This is a genomic window from Citrobacter sp. CK195 (genome assembly GCF_030333365.1).
GTDB classification, from domain to species: domain Bacteria; phylum Pseudomonadota; class Gammaproteobacteria; order Enterobacterales; family Enterobacteriaceae; genus Citrobacter_B; species Citrobacter_B koseri.
In genome coordinates this window covers 483090-500679 of sequence record NZ_JAOWGB010000026.1, presented here as the reverse complement: position 1 = coordinate 500679, position 17590 = coordinate 483090, and the positions used below count along the sequence as shown (strand labels likewise).

Annotated in this window: 12 protein-coding genes; 5 read left to right on the top strand and 7 right to left on the bottom strand. The window is 55.4% G+C overall.

The window, feature by feature from the left end; translation table 11 throughout:
- Positions 1-62: 62 nt before the first annotated feature.
- The 3 genes from OGX93_RS19855 to OGX93_RS19845 are packed head-to-tail and all read right to left on the bottom strand — an operon-like array spanning position 63 to position 1778.
- Complete coding sequence (locus OGX93_RS19855) at positions 63-263, bottom strand: YpfN family protein (RefSeq protein ID WP_012131308.1); 201 nt, start codon at positions 261-263, stop codon at positions 63-65.
- 27 nt (positions 264-290) lie between these two features.
- On the bottom strand, positions 291-1418 hold the full coding sequence (dapE, locus tag OGX93_RS19850; RefSeq protein ID WP_012131309.1) for a succinyl-diaminopimelate desuccinylase: 1128 nt from the start codon (positions 1416-1418) through the stop codon (positions 291-293).
- A gap of 3 nt (positions 1419-1421) precedes the next feature.
- On the bottom strand, positions 1422-1778 hold the full coding sequence (locus OGX93_RS19845; RefSeq protein ID WP_012131310.1) for an ArsC family reductase: 357 nt from the start codon (positions 1776-1778) through the stop codon (positions 1422-1424).
- 410 nt (positions 1779-2188) lie between these two features.
- Here OGX93_RS19845 and ypfM point away from each other — a divergent pair, with 410 nt between their 5' ends.
- Entirely contained in the window at positions 2189-2248 is a 60-nt protein-coding gene (ypfM, locus tag OGX93_RS19840; protein ID WP_001386977.1) for a protein YpfM, read from the top strand.
- A gap of 73 nt (positions 2249-2321) precedes the next feature.
- Here the strand turns inward: ypfM and acrD are convergent, their stop codons facing one another.
- Positions 2322-5435: a multidrug efflux RND transporter permease AcrD gene (acrD, locus tag OGX93_RS19835; protein WP_047462093.1), complete on the bottom strand. Its 3114-nt coding sequence runs from the start codon at positions 5433-5435 to the stop codon at positions 2322-2324.
- A gap of 185 nt (positions 5436-5620) precedes the next feature.
- Positions 5621-7321, bottom strand: a complete 1701-nt coding sequence (gene narQ / locus OGX93_RS19830) for a nitrate/nitrite two-component system sensor histidine kinase NarQ (protein WP_071258044.1) — start codon at positions 7319-7321, stop codon at positions 5621-5623.
- A gap of 218 nt (positions 7322-7539) precedes the next feature.
- Between narQ and aegA the strand changes: the two genes are divergently transcribed.
- The 3 genes from aegA (at position 7540) to OGX93_RS19815 (ending at position 11350) form a co-directional block, all read left to right on the top strand.
- Positions 7540-9513, top strand: coding sequence for a formate-dependent uric acid utilization protein AegA (gene aegA / locus OGX93_RS19825; RefSeq protein ID WP_286449831.1), 1974 nt, complete (start codon positions 7540-7542; stop codon positions 9511-9513).
- Between the two features lie 91 nt (positions 9514-9604).
- Positions 9605-10180: a GDP-mannose pyrophosphatase NudK gene (nudK, locus tag OGX93_RS19820; RefSeq protein WP_049009707.1), complete on the top strand. Its 576-nt coding sequence runs from the start codon at positions 9605-9607 to the stop codon at positions 10178-10180.
- 126 nt (positions 10181-10306) lie between these two features.
- Positions 10307-11350: a DUF1176 domain-containing protein gene (locus OGX93_RS19815; protein ID WP_286449830.1), complete on the top strand. Its 1044-nt coding sequence runs from the start codon at positions 10307-10309 to the stop codon at positions 11348-11350.
- A gap of 675 nt (positions 11351-12025) precedes the next feature.
- Here the strand turns inward: OGX93_RS19815 and tkt are convergent.
- Together tkt and tal are read right to left on the bottom strand one after the other, a co-directional pair.
- Positions 12026-14020: a transketolase gene (gene tkt / locus OGX93_RS19810; protein WP_012131322.1), complete on the bottom strand. Its 1995-nt coding sequence runs from the start codon at positions 14018-14020 to the stop codon at positions 12026-12028.
- Positions 14021-14040: 20 nt separating this feature from the next.
- On the bottom strand, positions 14041-14991 hold the full coding sequence (tal, locus tag OGX93_RS19805; RefSeq protein ID WP_198448645.1) for a transaldolase: 951 nt from the start codon (positions 14989-14991) through the stop codon (positions 14041-14043).
- Between the two features lie 278 nt (positions 14992-15269).
- Here tal and maeB point away from each other — a divergent pair, with 278 nt between their 5' ends.
- Complete coding sequence (gene maeB / locus OGX93_RS19800; protein WP_012131325.1) at positions 15270-17549, top strand: NADP-dependent oxaloacetate-decarboxylating malate dehydrogenase; 2280 nt, start codon at positions 15270-15272, stop codon at positions 17547-17549.
- Positions 17550-17590: the final 41 nt, after the last annotated feature.

Here is a 17590-nt window from a genome sequence, read left to right as displayed (position 1 = left end):
CGGCATTCAGACGGTATGTTGCCTGATGGCGACACGCTTATCAGGCCTACAGGTTTATCTGACTATTTCTTTGGCTGATCTTTCTTCGGCCAGTCGTCGTCATCGTCCCACTTATCGTTAAAATCACGATGCGGGGGCAGCTCCGGTTTATTGGCGAGGAATTTTTTGTGATCGACCCGCTTGAGGTCTTTGATCACATTGATCAGTACGCCCACCAAAAACACCAGCACCAGAATCCACCAATATTTTGCCAGCCAGTCCATGCTTATTTCCTCTTACAGGAACACGCGTCAGGCGACGAGTTGTTCCATTATACGTTGATACATGCGGGCAAGCAGTTGCAGATCGGCTGCATTAACACATTCATTAATTTTATGAATGGTGGCGTTGACCGGCCCGAGTTCGACTACCTGCGCCCCCATACGCGCAATAAAGCGCCCGTCGGACGTTCCACCCGTAGTGAGTAACTGCGGTTTTATCTCATTATAGTGCTCAATGGCGTTCACCACCGCATCCACCAGCTTGCCGCGCGCCGTCAGGAACGGCTGGCCGGAAAGCCACCAGTCCACCGTGTAGCGTAATTGATGTTTATCCAGCAGCGCGTGAACGCGCTCTTTGAGAGTCTCATCGGTCAGTTCGGTGCTGAAGCGGAAATTGAACTGAATAAACAGCTCGCCCGGAATGACGTTATTGCTGCCGGTGCCAGCCTGAATGTTGGCAATCTGCATACTGGTCGCCGGGAAAAATTCATTTCCCTGATCCCACTCGATCGCCACCAGTTCATTCAGCATCGGCGCTGCGCGATGCACCGGGTTATCCGCCAGATGAGGATAAGCGACGTGCCCCTGCACACCGTGGATCGTCAGGTTACAGGTCAGCGACCCGCGACGGCCATTCTTGACCACATCACCGACGATTTCAGTGCTGGACGGTTCGCCGACCAGGCAATAATCCAGACGTTCGTTACGCGCCATCAGCGTTTCGACCACCTTCACGGTGCCGTTTTTTGCGCTGGCTTCTTCATCCGAGGTGATAAGGAACGCCAGACGCCCCTGATGATCTGGATGCTGGGCGACGAAACGTTCAGCCGCAACGACCATCGCCGCCAGAGAGCCTTTCATGTCTGCCGCACCACGGCCAAACAGCATTCCGTCGCGGATTGTCGGTTCAAAAGGCGGGTTGATCCAGCGATCGACATCACCCGCAGGTACGACATCGGTATGCCCGGCAAAAGCCAGCGTTTCGCCTTGTCCGCGCCATGCCCAAAAATTCTGTGTATCGCCAAAATCCATATGCTCAACGGTAAAACCGATTGCACGCAGGCGTTCAATCATTAACGCCTGGCATCCTGCGTCATCTGGACTCAGGGAAGGGCGGCGAATAAGCTGCTGTGTCAGCTCAATAACCGGGCACGACATAGACTACACCTCATCAAAAAACTGCTGATAACTGGATTCGCTAAAACCCAGCAGCATAGGCTTCCCGGTCGCGCAGAGCAATGGGCGTTTGATAATTGCTGGCATTTCAGTCATTAATGCTGCGGCGGACGCCGCATCCGTGATGCCGTTACGCGTGGCTTCATCAAGTTTACGCCATGTCGTTCCGCGCGTATTCAGCAAGGGCTGCCAGCCTGACTCCGCAATAAACGTATTCAATAACGCGGCATCGATTCCGTCTGCGCGGTAATCGTGAAAGCGGTAGTCAATACCGTGAGCCTCCAGCCAGCGTCGCGCCTTTTTAATCGTGTCACAATTTTTGATGCCGTAGACGGTGATCATGTTGAATCCTTTTACGCGAATTACGAATAATTAAGCAATATTATCGTGGTATCCGTCAGTGCGGAACTGCCATATACCGGTTATTTATCATGACATAATAAACGGTAAATATAACATTGTTGAACTCTTGTGAATAATAATTCTGAAATGTTGCTTAATAAGCATCTCATCGGGAAGTATAAATCCAGCGAGCTGCAATAGGCTGTTTCTTAACTGAAATGAGCGCGGTTTTCAGAAGTGGATTAATGTTTCAAAATATTGCAGTAAGTCACATAAAATTTATGGTTACAGGGTCATAGTAATGCCATGAACCCCATTCACCGGAGGATGTAATCACTGCAATCGGTTAAATTATCTTCTCTTGAGGATAATGTTTTCGTAGAATAGCCATAATAATAAGAGAGGTTGTTATGATTGAACGTGAACTGGGGAACTGGAAAGATTTTATCGAAGTTATGCTTCGCAAATAAATTTCTGGAAGATATCCTGATTCTGAAAAGGATAAGAAAAAGGCGACTCAAAGTAAGTCGCCTTTTTTGTGTCTTATTCCGGCTTCGGTTTCAGCGGGAAGCGGCGACGCACCAGCACAAAGAACAGCGGTACGAAGTAAATCGCCAGGATGGTGGCGGAGATCATCCCGCCCATGACGCCTGTCCCGACGGCATGCTGGCTCCCGGAACCCGCCCCGTTGCTAATCGCCATCGGCAGCACCCCGAAAATAAAGGCCAGAGAGGTCATCAAAATTGGGCGTAAACGCTGGCGGCAGGCATGCAGCGTGGCATCCAGCAGATCGTGGCCTTTCTCGTTCATCTCATTGGCGAATTCGACAATCAGGATCGCGTTTTTCGCGGAAAGGCCGATCACCGTTAGCAACCCGACCTGGAAGTAAACGTCATTTTCCAGTCCGCGCATCCAGGTGGCGAGCAGCGCGCCAATGACGCCCAGCGGCACCACCAGCATAACCGAGAACGGCACCGACCAGCTTTCATACAGCGCGGCCAGACACAGGAAAACGACCAGCAGCGAAATGGCGTACAGCGCAGGCGCCTGCGCGCCAGAGAGGCGTTCCTGATAAGACATCGCCGTCCATTCAAGCCCAAACCCCGTTGGCAACTGGCGAACCAGCGACTCCATTACATCCATTGCCGTGCCGGTACTGACGCCAGGCGCCGCTTCGCCGACAATTTCGACCGCCGAGTAGCCGTTATAGCGCTCCAGACGTGGAGAGCCCGTTTCCCAGCGTGACGTCGCAAAGGCGGAGAAAGGCACCATGCCGCCGTCTTTATTACGCACATACCAGAGATTGATATCGTCCGGCAGCATGCGGTATTTCGCCGCCGCCTGTACATAGACCTTCTTCACGCGACCCCGGTCCATAAAGTCATTGACGTAACTGGAGCCCCATGCGGTTTGCAGCGTGTCGTTGATGTCGTCGATAGAGACGCCCAGCGCCTGGGCTTTGCGCTGATCGATATCAATTTGCAACTGTGGACTGTCGTCCAGACCATTGTGACGCACGCGGGTCAGCGAACTGTCCTGCGCCGCCAGCTCAATCAACCGATCGCGCGCGGCCATTAAGGCATCATGACCGGCGCCCGCGTGGTCCTGAAGTTCCATATCAAACCCTGCGGAACTGCCCAGACCGCTGATTGCCGGTGGACTGCTGGCGTAAACGCGCGCTTCTTTAATCTTGTTAAAGGCTTTCGTGGCGCGTTCAATAATGGCAAACGAGGTGCCGGTTGTGGCGTTGCGTTCGTCCCAGTCTTTTAAGCGGACAAACATGCGCGCCACGTTTTGACCGTTCCCGCCAGGCCCCGATCCCACCGTCGAGAAGACGGACATGACGTTGTCTTTCTCCTGGGTGAAGTAATATTTTTCAACTTCCTGCACCACTTTTAAGGTCTGCTGCTGCGTGGAGCCGCTTGGCAACTGTACCGAGGTAATAAACATCCCACGGTCTTCCTGCGGTAAGAAGGAGGTCGGTAGACGCAGGAACAGCACCACCATCGCGCCGAGCAACAGAACGTAGATCAGTATCCAGCGCAGGCTGCGATGCAGGATCTTCGCAACGCCTTTCTCGTAGCGTTCAGCGTTGCGGTTGAACGTCCGGTTAAACCAGCCGAAGAAGCCTTTCTGTCCGTGATGCTCGCCTTTGTGCAGGGGTTTTAGCAGCGTGGCGCACAGGGCGGGCGTCAGGATCATCGCCACCAGCACGGAGAGCACCATCGCGGCGACAATCGTGATGGAGAACTGGCGATAGATAGCCCCGGTCGTACCGCCAAAGAAAGCCATCGGCACAAATACGGCTGACAGCACCATCGCGATACCAACCAGCGCCCCTTGTATCTGCCCCATCGATTTTCTGGTGGCTTCGCGCGGCGAAAGACCTTCCTCGCTCATGATGCGCTCGACGTTTTCCACCACCACGATGGCGTCATCGACCAGCAGGCCGATCGCCAGCACCATCGCGAACATCGTCAGCGTGTTAATGCTGTAGTCGAAGGCATACAGGACGGAGAACGTCCCCATCAATACCACCGGTACGGCGATAGTGGGGATCAGCGTGGCGCGGAAGTTTTGCAGGAACAGGTACATCACCAGGAACACCAGCGCGATGGCTTCCAGCAGGGTTTTCACCACATCGATAATCGAGGCTTTGACGAAGGAGGTGGTTTCATACGCCACCTTATACTCCAGACCGTGCGGGAAGTATTCGGCCAGCTCGTCCAGGCGGTTAAGCACCAGTTTGGCGGTTTCCATTTCGTTGGCGCCAGAGGCCAGTTTTACCCCCAGACCGGAGGCCGGATTACCGTTGAAGCGGCTGAGATAATCATATTTTTCAGCGCCCATTTCGACGGTCGCCACATCGCCCAGCTTGACCTCTGAACCGTCCTGGTTTACGCGCAGCGTGATATCACGGAACTGCTCGGGCGTTTGCAGCAGCGACTGGGCGTTGATTGTCGCATTGAGCGCCTGCCTGTCGACCGAAGGCGTGCCGCCAAGCTGCCCGACGGCAATTTGCGCGTTCTGTGATTCGATAGCATCCGTGACATCTTTTGCGGTCATCTGGTAGCTGTTGAGTTTGGCCGGGTCCAGCCAGATACGCATCGAATATTGCGAACCGTAGGCGTCGATATCCCCCACGCCGTTTACGCGGCTGAGCGGGTCCTGGATATTACTGGCGACATAGTCGGCGATGTCCTGTTTATCCATTGAGCCGTCGGTGGAGACAAACGCAATGGTCAGGATGTTGGTGTCCCCGGTTTTACGGACCGTGACGCCCTGGTTCTGTACCGCCTGCGGCAATTTACGCATTGCCGATTGCAGCTGGTTTTGTACCTGCTGGACGGCTTCATCGGGGTCGGTTCCGGCCACAAAACTGAGCGTCACCGTTGCCTGGCCCGTCCCGCTGCTTTGCGACGACATATACATCAGATTATCGAGGCCGGTCATATTCTGTTCGATAACCTGAGTGACGGTATTTTCCAGCGTCTGCGCGGATGCCCCCGGATAATTCGCGGTAATGCGGACGTTTGGCGGCGCCAGGTCGGGATATTGCTCTACGGGCAAAGAGAGAATGGCCAGGGTGCCCGTCAGACACAACAGGATTGCCAGCACCCAGGCAAAAATGGGGCGATCGATAAAGAAATTCGCCATTAAAGGAGGACCTCGTGTTTCTGCGTATAATTATTGGGTATGACCTGCTTCACTGTAGCGGCAAGGTACGTGTCAAACGTGGAGAAAAAAAGAAGATAATGTAAATTATCATGCACGTTTACAGCATACATTTTGTGCCAGTGCCGCCCTGTCTGTATTCCCGCCGTGCGGTGCTTTGCCGTTCTTTACGCTAATTGACCCTCTTCATCTTCCGATGAGCGAAAACTGATGCTGACCAGCGTCCCGCCCCCTGACGGTTGCGAGAAATTCAGCGTGCCGCTAAGTCTTTCCGCACGCTCGCGCATAATGTTCAGACCGTAGTGCCCCGTTGGTTCGTTCGGTTCGCCAATGCCGACGCCGTTATCCCGAATATAGACCGTATGGTTGCCATCGGGGGCGGTGACGCAGCTAACGGCGATCTCCGTGGCGCTGGCGTGTTTAATCGCATTCAGCACCGCCTCGCGAACGATTTGTAACAGGTGCACCTGCATTTGCGCATCCAGCGCCAGCGTCGGTAAACGGCAATCCAGCGTCAGTTTCGCAGAGGTCTGGCTTTGCAGGGTATCCAGCATTTCATGCAGCGCAGAAGGTAAGTCGGCCTGCTGTAACGTCAGGCGGAAGGTGGTCAGCAGCTCGCGCAACTGACGATAAGCGTCGTTCAGCGCCCGGGAGAAATCCGCCATGATGCTTTGCGCGGGGAGATTATCTTCTGGAATTGAGCGCTTCAGCAGCGTCAACTGAATGCGCAAATAGGAGAGCACCTGCGCCAGTGAGTCATGCAGCTCGCGGGCAATAGTCGCGCGCTCTTCCATCAGCAGCAGTTGCTGGAAATGTTTTTGCGCCTGATTAAAGTACAAACCGCGCCCCAGCATGGTCGATACGCTGTGCAGCAGCGGGGTGGAGGCGCTGACGTTGGGGCTTTGCCAGTGCAGTTCGCCGTAGACCGTTTCCTGCATCGTGACCGGCAGAATCTGCATGGGCAAATCAGCGCTTTCCGTTCCTTCGCTGATCCGCCAGTTATCGCCCACGGTTAATTCCAGATAGTACGCGGCGTCATGTTCGCGGACGATCTGTAGAATATGGCGGAAACAGTGAACGTCGATTTGGCTGGTATTGAGCGCCTGTGAGCACTGGTACAGCACTTCCAGACGGCGGTTGGCTTCGTGCAGATCGTGGGTTTTTTCTTCTACCGAAGCCTCGAGAGAGCGGTACAGCTTATGCAACTCGCTCGACATCTGGCTAAATGTTTTGGCCAGCAGCCCCAGCTCATTCGGCAAGTGGGTATTCAGCGGCGGGATGTCGAACTGACCATGTTCAATGTGCTGGCTGGCGGCGACCAGTTGGTTAAGCGGCTGGACTACCTGCTGGCGAATGCGCCGCAGGGTGAAAAAGACCAGCGTGAAGATCCCGATGCCGCCCGCCAGCGATATGCCAACCACCAGCATCACCTTGCGCTCGGCATAGTGTTGCAGCGCCAGAACGAAGAGATCAATCTGATCGACATAGTTATTGATATTGGCGCGATACCACTTTATATCCGCATCCACCAGTCTCGTGTTCATCTCCAGCCAGTTTGCATGCAGTTGCCCGTAACGGCTTTTAACCGTCTGCGGAACGTACCAGGCGTTCAGGTTACTTAACGCGGGAGAGTTGAGCGCTTGCTGAAAAAGCTGACGGTGCGCGTTCAATTGCGGACTGCCGCTTTGCAGATCGTAACCCAGTCGGTAGCTCTGCATACGCAGTGAACCGGCCACGTTAATGGCCTCGGCATCCCGCAAACTGCTCGCCAGCGTCAGCAGGGCGATACCGGTTGAGAGAATCGACAGCAGCACAATGTAAAAAAAGGCCCGGGCCAGGCTGGCCGAGACAGGGCGTTTGACGACCACGCGCGTAATCCCCGAAAAATATGCTCACAGTGAACGGATAAATATTGGCAAGTGTAACTGAAACGCAATTTCACCAGCGATGAAATAAATTGATCTGCCACAGGTTCTGGATAAATAGTTGTGCGTCCTGGGCAAATGAACATTGCCGACCCCTTCGGCGTCGGTTAATAACATTCATATAAAGAATAAGGTTTTTGCCACCAAAACAGAAGGACGCCATGAATCGTTTTATTATGGCCAATAGCCAACAGTGCCTGGGATGCCATGCCTGTGAGGTCGCTTGCGTAATGGCCCACAATGATGAGCAACACGTACTGCACCAGCGGCATTTTCAGCCCCGAATTACGGTGATCAAACATCAGCATCAGCGCAGCGCGGTAACCTGCCACCACTGCGAGGATGCGCCTTGTGCCAGGAGTTGCCCAAATGGCGCAATCCGTCATGTCAAAGACAGCGTTCAGGTCAACCAGCAAAAATGTATCGGCTGTAAATCCTGCGTGGTTGCCTGTCCCTTCGGCACAATGCAGATAATCCTTACGCCAACAGGTCAGGATCAGGTCAAAGCCACGGCGCACAAATGTGATTTGTGTCTGGATCGCGAAGACGGCCCGGCCTGTGTTGAAAACTGCCCGGCAGATGCGTTGCAATTGGTAACGGAGGCGTCGCTGACCCGGCTGTCGAAAGCGCGGCGTCTGCGCACCGCGCGTCAGGAAAATCAGCCCTGGCATGCCTGTGCGACGGGAGTCACTCCTGGTGCGCTCAATAAAGTCGAACAGATGCGGGCGACGCCCCCACGCGGCGAGCCGGATAAGCTGGCGATTGACGCGCGAAAAACCAGCTTTGATGAAATCTACCTGCCGTTTCGTACCGCGCAGGCTGAACGCGAAGCGGCCCGTTGCCTGAAGTGCGGTGAACACAGTATCTGCGAGTGGACGTGTCCGCTGCACAACCATATTCCGCAGTGGATTGAGCTGGTAAAAGCAGGAAACATTGACGATGCGGTGGCGCTGTCGCACCAGACTAACTGCCTGCCGGAAATTACCGGGCGCGTATGCCCGCAGGACAGGCTGTGTGAAGGCGCCTGTACGGTGCGCGATGAGTATGGCGCGGTGACGATCGGCAATATTGAACGCTACATTTCCGACCGGGCGCTGGACAAAGGCTGGCGGCCAGACCTGAGCGGCGTGCAGCAGCAGGATAAACGCGTGGCGATTATTGGCGCGGGCCCGGCCGGGCTGGCCTGCGCGGATGTGCTGGCGCGTCATGGCGTGAGCACGACCGTGTTCGATCGCCACCCTGAAATTGGCGGCCTGCTGACCTTTGGCATTCCCTCTTTTAAGCTGGATAAATCACTGCTGGCGCGCCGTCGCGAAATCTTCAGCGCGATGGGAATTCATTTTGAACTGAACTGCGAAGTCGGCAAAGACGTCAGGCTGGCGTCGTTGCTGGATGAGTACGATGCGGTTTTTGTCGGCGTCGGCACATACCGTTCCATGAAGGCCGACCTGCCAAACGAAGATGCGCCGGGCGTATATGATGCGCTGCCGTTCCTGATTGCTAACACAAAACAGGTTATGGGGCTGGATGAATTGCCTGACGAACCTTTTATCGACACCGCCAGGCTTAATGTTGTGGTGCTGGGCGGCGGCGATACCGCGATGGACTGCGTGCGTACCGCGCTGCGTCATGGCGCAAGCCAGGTGACCTGCGCATATCGTCGCGACGAGGCGAATATGCCGGGGTCGAAAAAAGAGGTAAAAAACGCGCGGGAAGAGGGGGCGCACTTTGAATTTAACGTACAGCCGGTTGAGCTGGTGCTGAATGCCGACGGTTGCGTCAGCGGCGTGCGTTTTTTACGTACTCAGCTTGGCGAACCCGATGCGCAGGGGCGTCGCCGCCCGATGCCCATCGCGGGCAGCGAGTTTGTCATGCCCGCTGATGCGGTAATTATGGCGTTTGGTTTTCATCCGCATGGTATGCCGTGGCTGGAGGCGCACGGTGTGAAAGTGGACGACTGGGGGCGCATTGCGGCAAATGTTGAAAGCGCGTTCCGTTACCAGACCAGTAATCCTAAAATCTTCGCGGGCGGTGACGCCGTGCGCGGCGCCGATCTGGTGGTGACGGCGATGGCGGAAGGGCGTCACGCCGCGCAGGGGATTATTCAGTGGCTGGGGATCATGCAAACCGGATAAGTCTCCATTCGGCGTGAGCAGCATGATAGCGCGCAGACAAAACCGGCCTTGCGGCGTAAGATTACCTGTCTTCTTACGCTGTGGAGCCGGTATGTCGCAAAAAATTACTCTCATCAAAGACAAAGTTCTCTCTGATAACTACTTTATCCTGCGCAATATTACCTACGATCTGACCCGTAAAAATGGCGATGTGATTCGCCATAAGCGCGAGGTTTACGATCGCGGCAATGGCGCAACGATCCTGCTGTATAACCGCGAAAAACAGACCGTGGTGCTCATCCGCCAGTTTCGCGTTGCCACCTGGGTGAACGGCAATGAAAGCGGCCAGTTGATAGAAACCTGCGCCGGGCTGCTGGATAACGACGAGCCGGAAGCGTGCATTCGCAAAGAAGCGATTGAAGAGACCGGCTATGAAGTGGGTGAGGTGCGTAAACTGTTTGAGTTATACATGTCGCCTGGCGGCGTGACGGAGCTGATTCACTTCTTCATTGCAGAATATAGCGACAGCCAGCGGGCAAACGCAGGCGGCGGTGTGGAAGATGAAGATATTGAGGTACTGGAACTGCCATTAACACAGGCGCTGGCGATGATCAAAACCGGTGAGATACGAGACGGTAAGACCGTGTTATTGCTCAATTATTTGCATTCTTCCTCGCTAATGGATTGATAAATAAGGTTTATATTTCTTTACATAATGATGTCGCTATCCGACAAATCTGATTGAGCCACAGGAGTCGCGCAAGGAAGATACCGCCTAAAGCCGTTTCGTTTTTCTTCTGGGGTTGTACCGTCCATGCGCAATCGCGTTATTTTCGTTTTCCTGCTCGGTCTGCTGCCGACGTCGCTGACGTGGGCGGCGCCAGCGCAGCAGACTTTTTCTGACTGGCAGGTCACCTGTAACAATCAGAATTTTTGCGTGGCGCGTAATACCGGCGAACATCGCGGGCTGGTGATGACCTTAAGCCGCAGCGCCGGGGCGCATACCGATGCGGTACTTCGCATTGATTTGGGGGGGCTGACCTCGCCCGGTGCGAAAGAGGCGGAGATTGCGCCGCGTCTGCTGCTGGATGAAAAACCGCTGCCGCTAAATGCCGGGCAATGGCGTATCACGCCCTGGCATCTGATGACGGACGACACCGCCACCATTGCCGCGTTTTTACAGACCATTCAGGAAGCCCAGGCGATTACTCTGAAAAAGGGAAAACAGACGATTTCTCTGGTGGGGCTTAAAGCTGCGCTGTTGTTTATCGACGCACAGCAAAAACGCGTTGGCAGCGAAACGGCGTGGATTGATAAAGGGAATGATCCACCGCTCAGCGTGCCGCCCGCGCCAGCGCTGAAAGGCGTGGCTATCGTCAACCCAACGCCGACGCCGCTCTCTTATGATGAACGCAACGATCTGCTGGATTACGGTAACTGGCGGATGAACAGTATTCACTGCTCGCTTGACCCGATGCGCCGGGAAGTGCGTGTCGCGGCCCTGACCGATGACAAAGCCCTGCTGATGACCGGTTGTGAAGCCGGAGCCTATAATACGGTCGATCTCGCGTGGATTGTCTCACGCAAAAAACCATTCGCCTCCCGCGCCGTACGGTTGCGTTTGCCCTTTAACTCCGGGGCTGAAAGCAATGATATGGAGCTGATGAACGCGGTTTTTGACGAGAAATCCCGGGAATTAATCACGCTGGCAAAAGGGCGGAGGTTGGCCGATTGCGGTATCCAGACGCGCTGGCGTTTTGACGGGCAGCGTTTTCGTCTGGTGCGTTATGCCGAAGAGCCAAGCTGCGATAACTGGCATGGGCCAGATGCCTGGCCCACGTTGTGGATCACACGTTAGGGGCGCCCGGTGGCGCTAACGCTTACCGGGCCTACGGACTGTTTTGTAGGCCGGATAAGACGCATCGCGTCGCCATCCGGCAAGGCGCCCGGTGGCGCTAAGGCTTACCGGGCCTACGGGCCATTTTGTAGGCCGGATAAGACGCATCGCGTCGCCATCCGGCAAGGTGCCCGGTGGCGCTAATGCTTACCGGGCCTACGGACTGTTTTGTAGGCCGGATAAGACGCATCGCGTCGCCATCCGGCAAGGTGCCCGGTGGCGCTAACGCTTACCGGGCCTACGGACTGTTTTGTAGGCCGGATAAGACGCATCGCGTCGCCATCCGGCAAAGCGCCCGGTGGCGCTAGCGCTTACCGGGTCTACGGCTGTTTTGTCGGCCGGATAAGACGCATTGCGTCGCCATCCGGCAAGGTGCCCGGAGGCGCTAAGGCTTACCGGGCCTACGGGCTGTTTTGTAGGCCCGGTAAGACGCATCGCATCGCCATCCGGCAAAGCGCCCGGAGGCGCTAACGCTTACCGGGCCTACGGGCTGTTTTGTCGGCCGGATAAGACGCATTGCGTCGCCATCCGGCAAGGTGCCCGGAGGCGCTAAGGCTTACCGGGCCTACGGACTGTTTTGTAGGCCGGATAAGGCACATTGCGTTTCCATCCGGCTTCCGACCCACTCATCCATTTTTACGCTTTAAGCACCTTATGCGCTTTTTCGACGATATTCTCGACCGTAAAGCCGAAATAAGGGAACAGTTTTTCGGCCGGGGCCGATTCGCCATATCCCGTCATCCCGACAATCGCACCTTTCAGCCCGACATATTTGTACCAGTAGTCGGCAATGCCCGCCTCAATCGCCACGCGAGCGGCAACGTTCGACGGCAGCACGGATTCGCGATACGCCTCATCCTGAGCATCAAAAATATCCGTCGAAGGCAGGGATACCACCCGGACGTTATGGCCTTCTCCGGTCAGCTTTTCCGCCGCCAGTAGGGTGATTTCCATTTCAGACCCGGTGGCAATCAGGATCACATCCGGCTTACCGCCGCTGTCTTTCAGCACATAACCACCACGGGCGATCTCCTTCACCTGCTCCGGGGTACGCTCCACCTGCGCCAGATTCTGCCTTGAGAGAATCAGCGCCGTCGGGCCGGTATGACGCTCAACCGCCAGCTTCCAGCCGACTGCCGCCTCAACCTGATCGCACGGACGCCAGGTGCTGAAATTCGGCGTCAGACGCAGGCTGGCCAGTTGCTCCACGGCCTGGTGCGTCGGCCCATCTTCACCCAGCCCGATGGAGTCGTGGGTATAAACCATGATCTGCCGGGCTTTCATCAACGCCGCCATTCGCGCCGCGTTACGGGCGTATTCCACAAACATCAGGAAGGTCGCGGTGTAAGGCACAAATCCGCCGTGGTGGGCAATGCCGTTGGCAATGGCCGTCATACCAAATTCGCGCACGCCGTAGTGAATGTAATTCCCGGCCGGATCTTCTTTCAGCGACGTCGAACCTTTCCAGATAGTCAGGTTACTGGGCGCGAGATCCGCCGAGCCGCCGAGCAGTTCCGGCAGTATTGGGCCGTAGGCGTTCAGCGTATTTTGCGATGCCTTGCGGGTGGCGATTTTGGCCGGGTTGGCCTGCAATTCAGCAATGTATTTTCGCGTCGTGGTTTCCCAGGACTCTGGCAACTCGCCGCGCATTCGTCGGGTAAACGCTCTTGCCAGATCGGGATACGCTTTCTGATACGCCGCGAACTTCTCCTGCCATGCCTGCTGCGCTTTTTCCCCTTTTTCACGCGCATCCCAGGCACGGTAAATCTCTTTCGGGATCTCAAAAGCAGGGTGATGCCAGCCCAGTTTCTGGCGGGTCAGCGCCACTTCTTCTTCTCCCAGCGCCGCGCCGTGAGACTCCTCTTTCCCGGCTTTATTCGGTGAGCCGAAGCCGATTACCGTCCGGCAAATAATCAACGACGGTTTGTCTTTCACACTCTGCGCTTCAAGAATTGCTTTCTTCACGGCTTCGGGATCGTGTCCGTCGATCTCATGCACTACATGCCAGTGATACGCTTCGAACCGTTTGGCGGTATCGTCGGTAAACCAGCCTTCGGTTTCGCCATCAATTGAGATGCCGTTGTGATCGTAGAAGCCGATTAGCTTGCCCAGCCCCAGCGTACCCGCCAGCGAGCAGACTTCGTGCGAAATCCCCTCCATCAGGCAGCCATCGCCCATAAAGACATACGTGTAGTGATCGACGATGTCATGATCGGGCTGATTAAACTGCGCGGCCAGCGTGCGTTCGGCAATTGCCAGACCGACGGCATTCGCCAGTCCCTGACCCAATGGCCCGGTGGTGGTTTCAACGCCTGGCGTATAGCCGATTTCCGGGTGCCCCGGCGTTTTTGAATGGAGCTGACGGAAGTTTTTCAGCTCCTCGATTGGCAGATCGTAGCCGGTCAGGTGCAGCAGGCTGTAGAGCAGCATTGACGCGTGGCCGTTGGAAAGAATAAAGCGATCGCGGTCATACCAGGTGGGGTCGGTCGGGTTGTGGCGGAGAAAATCATTCCACAACACTTCAGCAATATCCGCCATGCCCATTGGCGCGCCGGGATGACCGGAATTGGCTTTTTGTACGGCATCCATACTGAGCGCACGAATGGCATTGGCAAGGTCTTTTCGGGACATAAATCACTCCGTGGCAAGGTTTACAGTTTGGCGGCGAGCAGGTCTTCCAGTTTGCGTTGGTCAACGGCGAACAGGCGGATACCTTCCGACAGTTTCTCAACGGCCATCGCGTCCTGATTATGTTCCCAGCGGAATTCCGCTTCGGTCATCGGGGTCGGGCGATGGAACGTCTGCGATGACGGCACCAGTTTGCGGATCACCAGCTCTTCTTTTTCTTGTAGCGCTTTCAGTAGGTTGGGAGAAATGGTCAGGCGGTCGCAGCCTGTCAGCGCCAGGATTTGCTCGGTGCGACGGAAACTGGCCCCCATGACGATGGTTTCGTAGCGGTGACGTTTGAAGTAGTCATAGATATTACGTACCGATTTCACCCCCGGATCTTCTTCCACGACGTAGGGGTCCATCGGGCTGTGCGCCTGATACCAGTCATAGATACGCCCGACAAACGGCGAAACCAGAAAAACGCCCGCTTCCGCGCAGGCGCGCGCCTGTGCAAAAGAGAACAGCAGCGTCAGGTTACAGTTGATGCCTTCTTTCTCCAGCTCTTCCGCCGCCCGTATCCCTTCCCAGGTTGACGCGAGCTTAATTAAAATGCGCGATTTTTCCACGCCCTGCTGCTGGTAGAGGTCAACCAGGTGGCGGGCCTTCTGCATACTTTTTTCTTTATCGAAGGATAAGCGCGCGTCCACTTCCGTAGAGACCCGTCCGGGGACGATTTTCAGAATTTCCGCACCGAAATTGACGGCCAGTTTATCGCTGGCCTCGACGACCTGCTGCTCCTGGGTTTTACCGCGTTTCTTGCCCCAGGCGATCGCGTCATCAATCAAATGGCTGTATTGCGCAAGGCCAGCCGCTTTTAGCAGCAGCGAGGGATTGGTGGTGGCGTCCTGAGGCTGATAATGGCGAATGGATTCGATATCGCCGCTGTCTGCCACGACAGTGGTGAATTGTTTGATGCCGTCTAACTGGTTCATAGGAAATACTCCTTGAAAAGTAAAGCGTTAGGTGAGTGCGTTGATTCACACTTCTGAGAAATTCATGCAGTACACAACAAAAAAGCATAGCAGACAGGCATGGTAATGCGGGTTTAAGCGGGTAACATGGATGCTATAAATTGATAACAAATTCTTTCTTTGAGTAGTGAGAGTATGGCTACCTTCAAAGTTTATGCCGCGCAGGGAGGTGATAATGTGCGGCGCACCAGAGGTTACCCGCGCCACTTTTTTGATCGATACGTGAAAGGAACAACAAGATGGATGACCAATTAAAACAAAGCGCCCTCGATTTCCACGAATTTCCCGTTCCAGGTAAAATCCAGGTTTCCCCGACCAAGCCCCTTGCCACACAGCGCGATCTGGCGCTGGCCTATTCGCCTGGCGTAGCGGCGCCGTGTCTTGAAATTGAAAAAGACCCGCTGGCGGCTTACAAATACACCGCTCGCGGCAATCTGGTCGCGGTGGTCTCTAACGGAACGGCGGTGCTCGGCCTGGGCAACATCGGCGCGCTGGCCGGTAAACCGGTAATGGAAGGTAAGGGCGTTCTGTTTAAGAAATTCGCGGGCATCGACGTGTTTGATATTGAAGTCGATGAACATAACCCGGATAAATTCATTGATGTCGTTGCCGCGCTGGAGCCGACGTTCGGCGGGATTAACCTCGAAGATATTAAAGCGCCTGAATGTTTCTATATCGAGCAGAAACTGCGTGAGCGCATGAATATTCCGGTATTCCATGATGACCAGCACGGAACGGCGATTATCAGCACCGCCGCTATTCTTAACGGCCTGCGCGTGGTGGAAAAAAATATCTCTGACGTGCGGATGGTGGTTTCCGGGGCAGGGGCGGCGGCAATCGCCTGTATGAACCTGCTGGTGGCGTTGGGGATGCAGAAACACAATATCGTGGTCTGTGACTCGAAAGGCGTTATCTATAAAGATCGCGAACCCAACATGGTGGAGACCAAAGCGGCCTATGCGGTGGTGGATGACGGTAAACGCACGCTGGATGACGTGATCGACGGGGCGGACATTTTCCTGGGCTGTTCCGGCCCGAAAGTGCTGACCCAGGAGATGGTGAAAAAAATGGCGCGTGCGCCGATGATCCTGGCGCTGGCGAACCCGGAGCCGGAAATTCTGCCGCCGCTGGCGAAAGAGGTGCGTTCAGACGCCATCATCTGTACCGGACGTTCCGACTATCCGAACCAGGTCAACAACGTGCTCTGCTTCCCGTTCATCTTCCGTGGCGCGCTGGATGTCGGCGCAACCGCGATCAACGAAGAGATGAAACTGGCGGCGGTACACGCCATTGCCGAACTGGCGCACGCCGAACAAAGTGAAGTGGTCGCTTCCGCCTATGGCGATCAGGACTTGAGCTTCGGCCCGGAATATATCATTCCAAAACCGTTCGACCCGCGCCTGATTGTGAAGATTGCGCCTGCCGTGGCGAAAGCGGCGATGGATTCCGGCGTGGCGACGCGGCCGATCGCTGATTTCGATGCCTACATCGATAAGCTGACCGAATTTGTCTACAAAACCAACCTGTTCATGAAGCCAATCTTCTCTCTGGCCCGTAAAGCGCCGAAGCGCGTGGTGCTGGCGGAAGGGGAAGAGGCGCGTGTCCTGCATGCGACGCAGGAGTTGATTACGTTAGGTCTGGCGAAACCGATCCTGATTGGTCGCCCGAGCGTGATCGAAATGCGCATTCAGAAGCTGGGGCTACAGATCAAATCGGGTGTGGATTTTGAGATCGTCAACAATGAATCCGATCCGCGCTTCAAAGAGTACTGGGGTGAATACTATAAGATCATGAAACGCCGTGGCGTGACGCAGGAACAGGCGCAGCGGGCGGTGATCAGCAATACCACGGTGATTGGCGCGATCATGGTTCTGCGCGGTGAAGCGGATGCGATGATCTGCGGCACCATCGGCGAATACCACGAACACTTCAGCGTGGTGCAGGAACTGTTTGGCTACCGTGAGGGCGTCCACGCGGCGGGGGCGATGAACGCCTTGCTGTTGCCGAGCGGCAACACCTTTATCGCCGACACCTATGTCAATGACGATCCGACGCCGGAGCAACTGGCGGAAATTACGTTAATGGCTGCGGAAACGGTGCGCCGCTTTGGTATTGAACCGAAGGTGGCGCTGTTGTCGCATTCCAACTTTGGTTCGTCTAAGTCGGTCGCTGCTTGCAAAATGCGTCAGACGCTGGAGTTAGTACGCGAGCGTGCGCCTGAGCTGATGATCGACGGAGAAATGCACGGTGATGCCGCGCTGGTTGAAAGTATTCGCAACGACAGAATGCCGGACAGCCCGCTGAAAGGGGCGGCGAATATTTTAATTATGCCTAACGTGGAGGCCGCGCGTATTAGTTACAACTTACTGCGTGTCTCCAGCTCGGAAGGCGTGACGGTAGGGCCGGTATTGATGGGCGTTGCCAAACCGGTGCATGTATTAACGCCGATCGCTTCTGTTCGCCGTATCGTTAATATGGTGGCGCTGGCGGTGGTCGAAGCGCAAACACAGCCACTGTAATTTCACTTTAATTCATTCCGGCGCGGGGTTCCCCGCGCTTT

Excerpts from the sequence above, each read along its gene's own strand:
- OGX93_RS19855 (WP_012131308.1), bottom strand. The coding sequence starts at position 263 with ATGGACTGGCTGGCAAAATATTGGTGGATTCTGGTGCTGGTGTTTTTG.
- dapE (WP_012131309.1), bottom strand. The coding sequence starts at position 1,418 with ATGTCGTGCCCGGTTATTGAGCTGACACAGCAGCTTATTCGCCGCCCT.
- OGX93_RS19845 (WP_012131310.1), bottom strand. The coding sequence starts at position 1,778 with ATGATCACCGTCTACGGCATCAAAAATTGTGACACGATTAAAAAGGCG.
- acrD (WP_047462093.1), bottom strand. The coding sequence starts at position 5,435 with ATGGCGAATTTCTTTATCGATCGCCCCATTTTTGCCTGGGTGCTGGCA.
- aegA (WP_286449831.1), top strand. The coding sequence starts at position 7,540 with ATGAATCGTTTTATTATGGCCAATAGCCAACAGTGCCTGGGATGCCAT.
- nudK (WP_049009707.1), top strand. The coding sequence starts at position 9,605 with ATGTCGCAAAAAATTACTCTCATCAAAGACAAAGTTCTCTCTGATAAC.
- OGX93_RS19815 (WP_286449830.1), top strand. The coding sequence starts at position 10,307 with ATGCGCAATCGCGTTATTTTCGTTTTCCTGCTCGGTCTGCTGCCGACG.
- tkt (WP_012131322.1), bottom strand. The coding sequence starts at position 14,020 with ATGTCCCGAAAAGACCTTGCCAATGCCATTCGTGCGCTCAGTATGGAT.
- tal (WP_198448645.1), bottom strand. The coding sequence starts at position 14,991 with ATGAACCAGTTAGACGGCATCAAACAATTCACCACTGTCGTGGCAGAC.
- maeB (WP_012131325.1), top strand. The coding sequence starts at position 15,270 with ATGGATGACCAATTAAAACAAAGCGCCCTCGATTTCCACGAATTTCCC.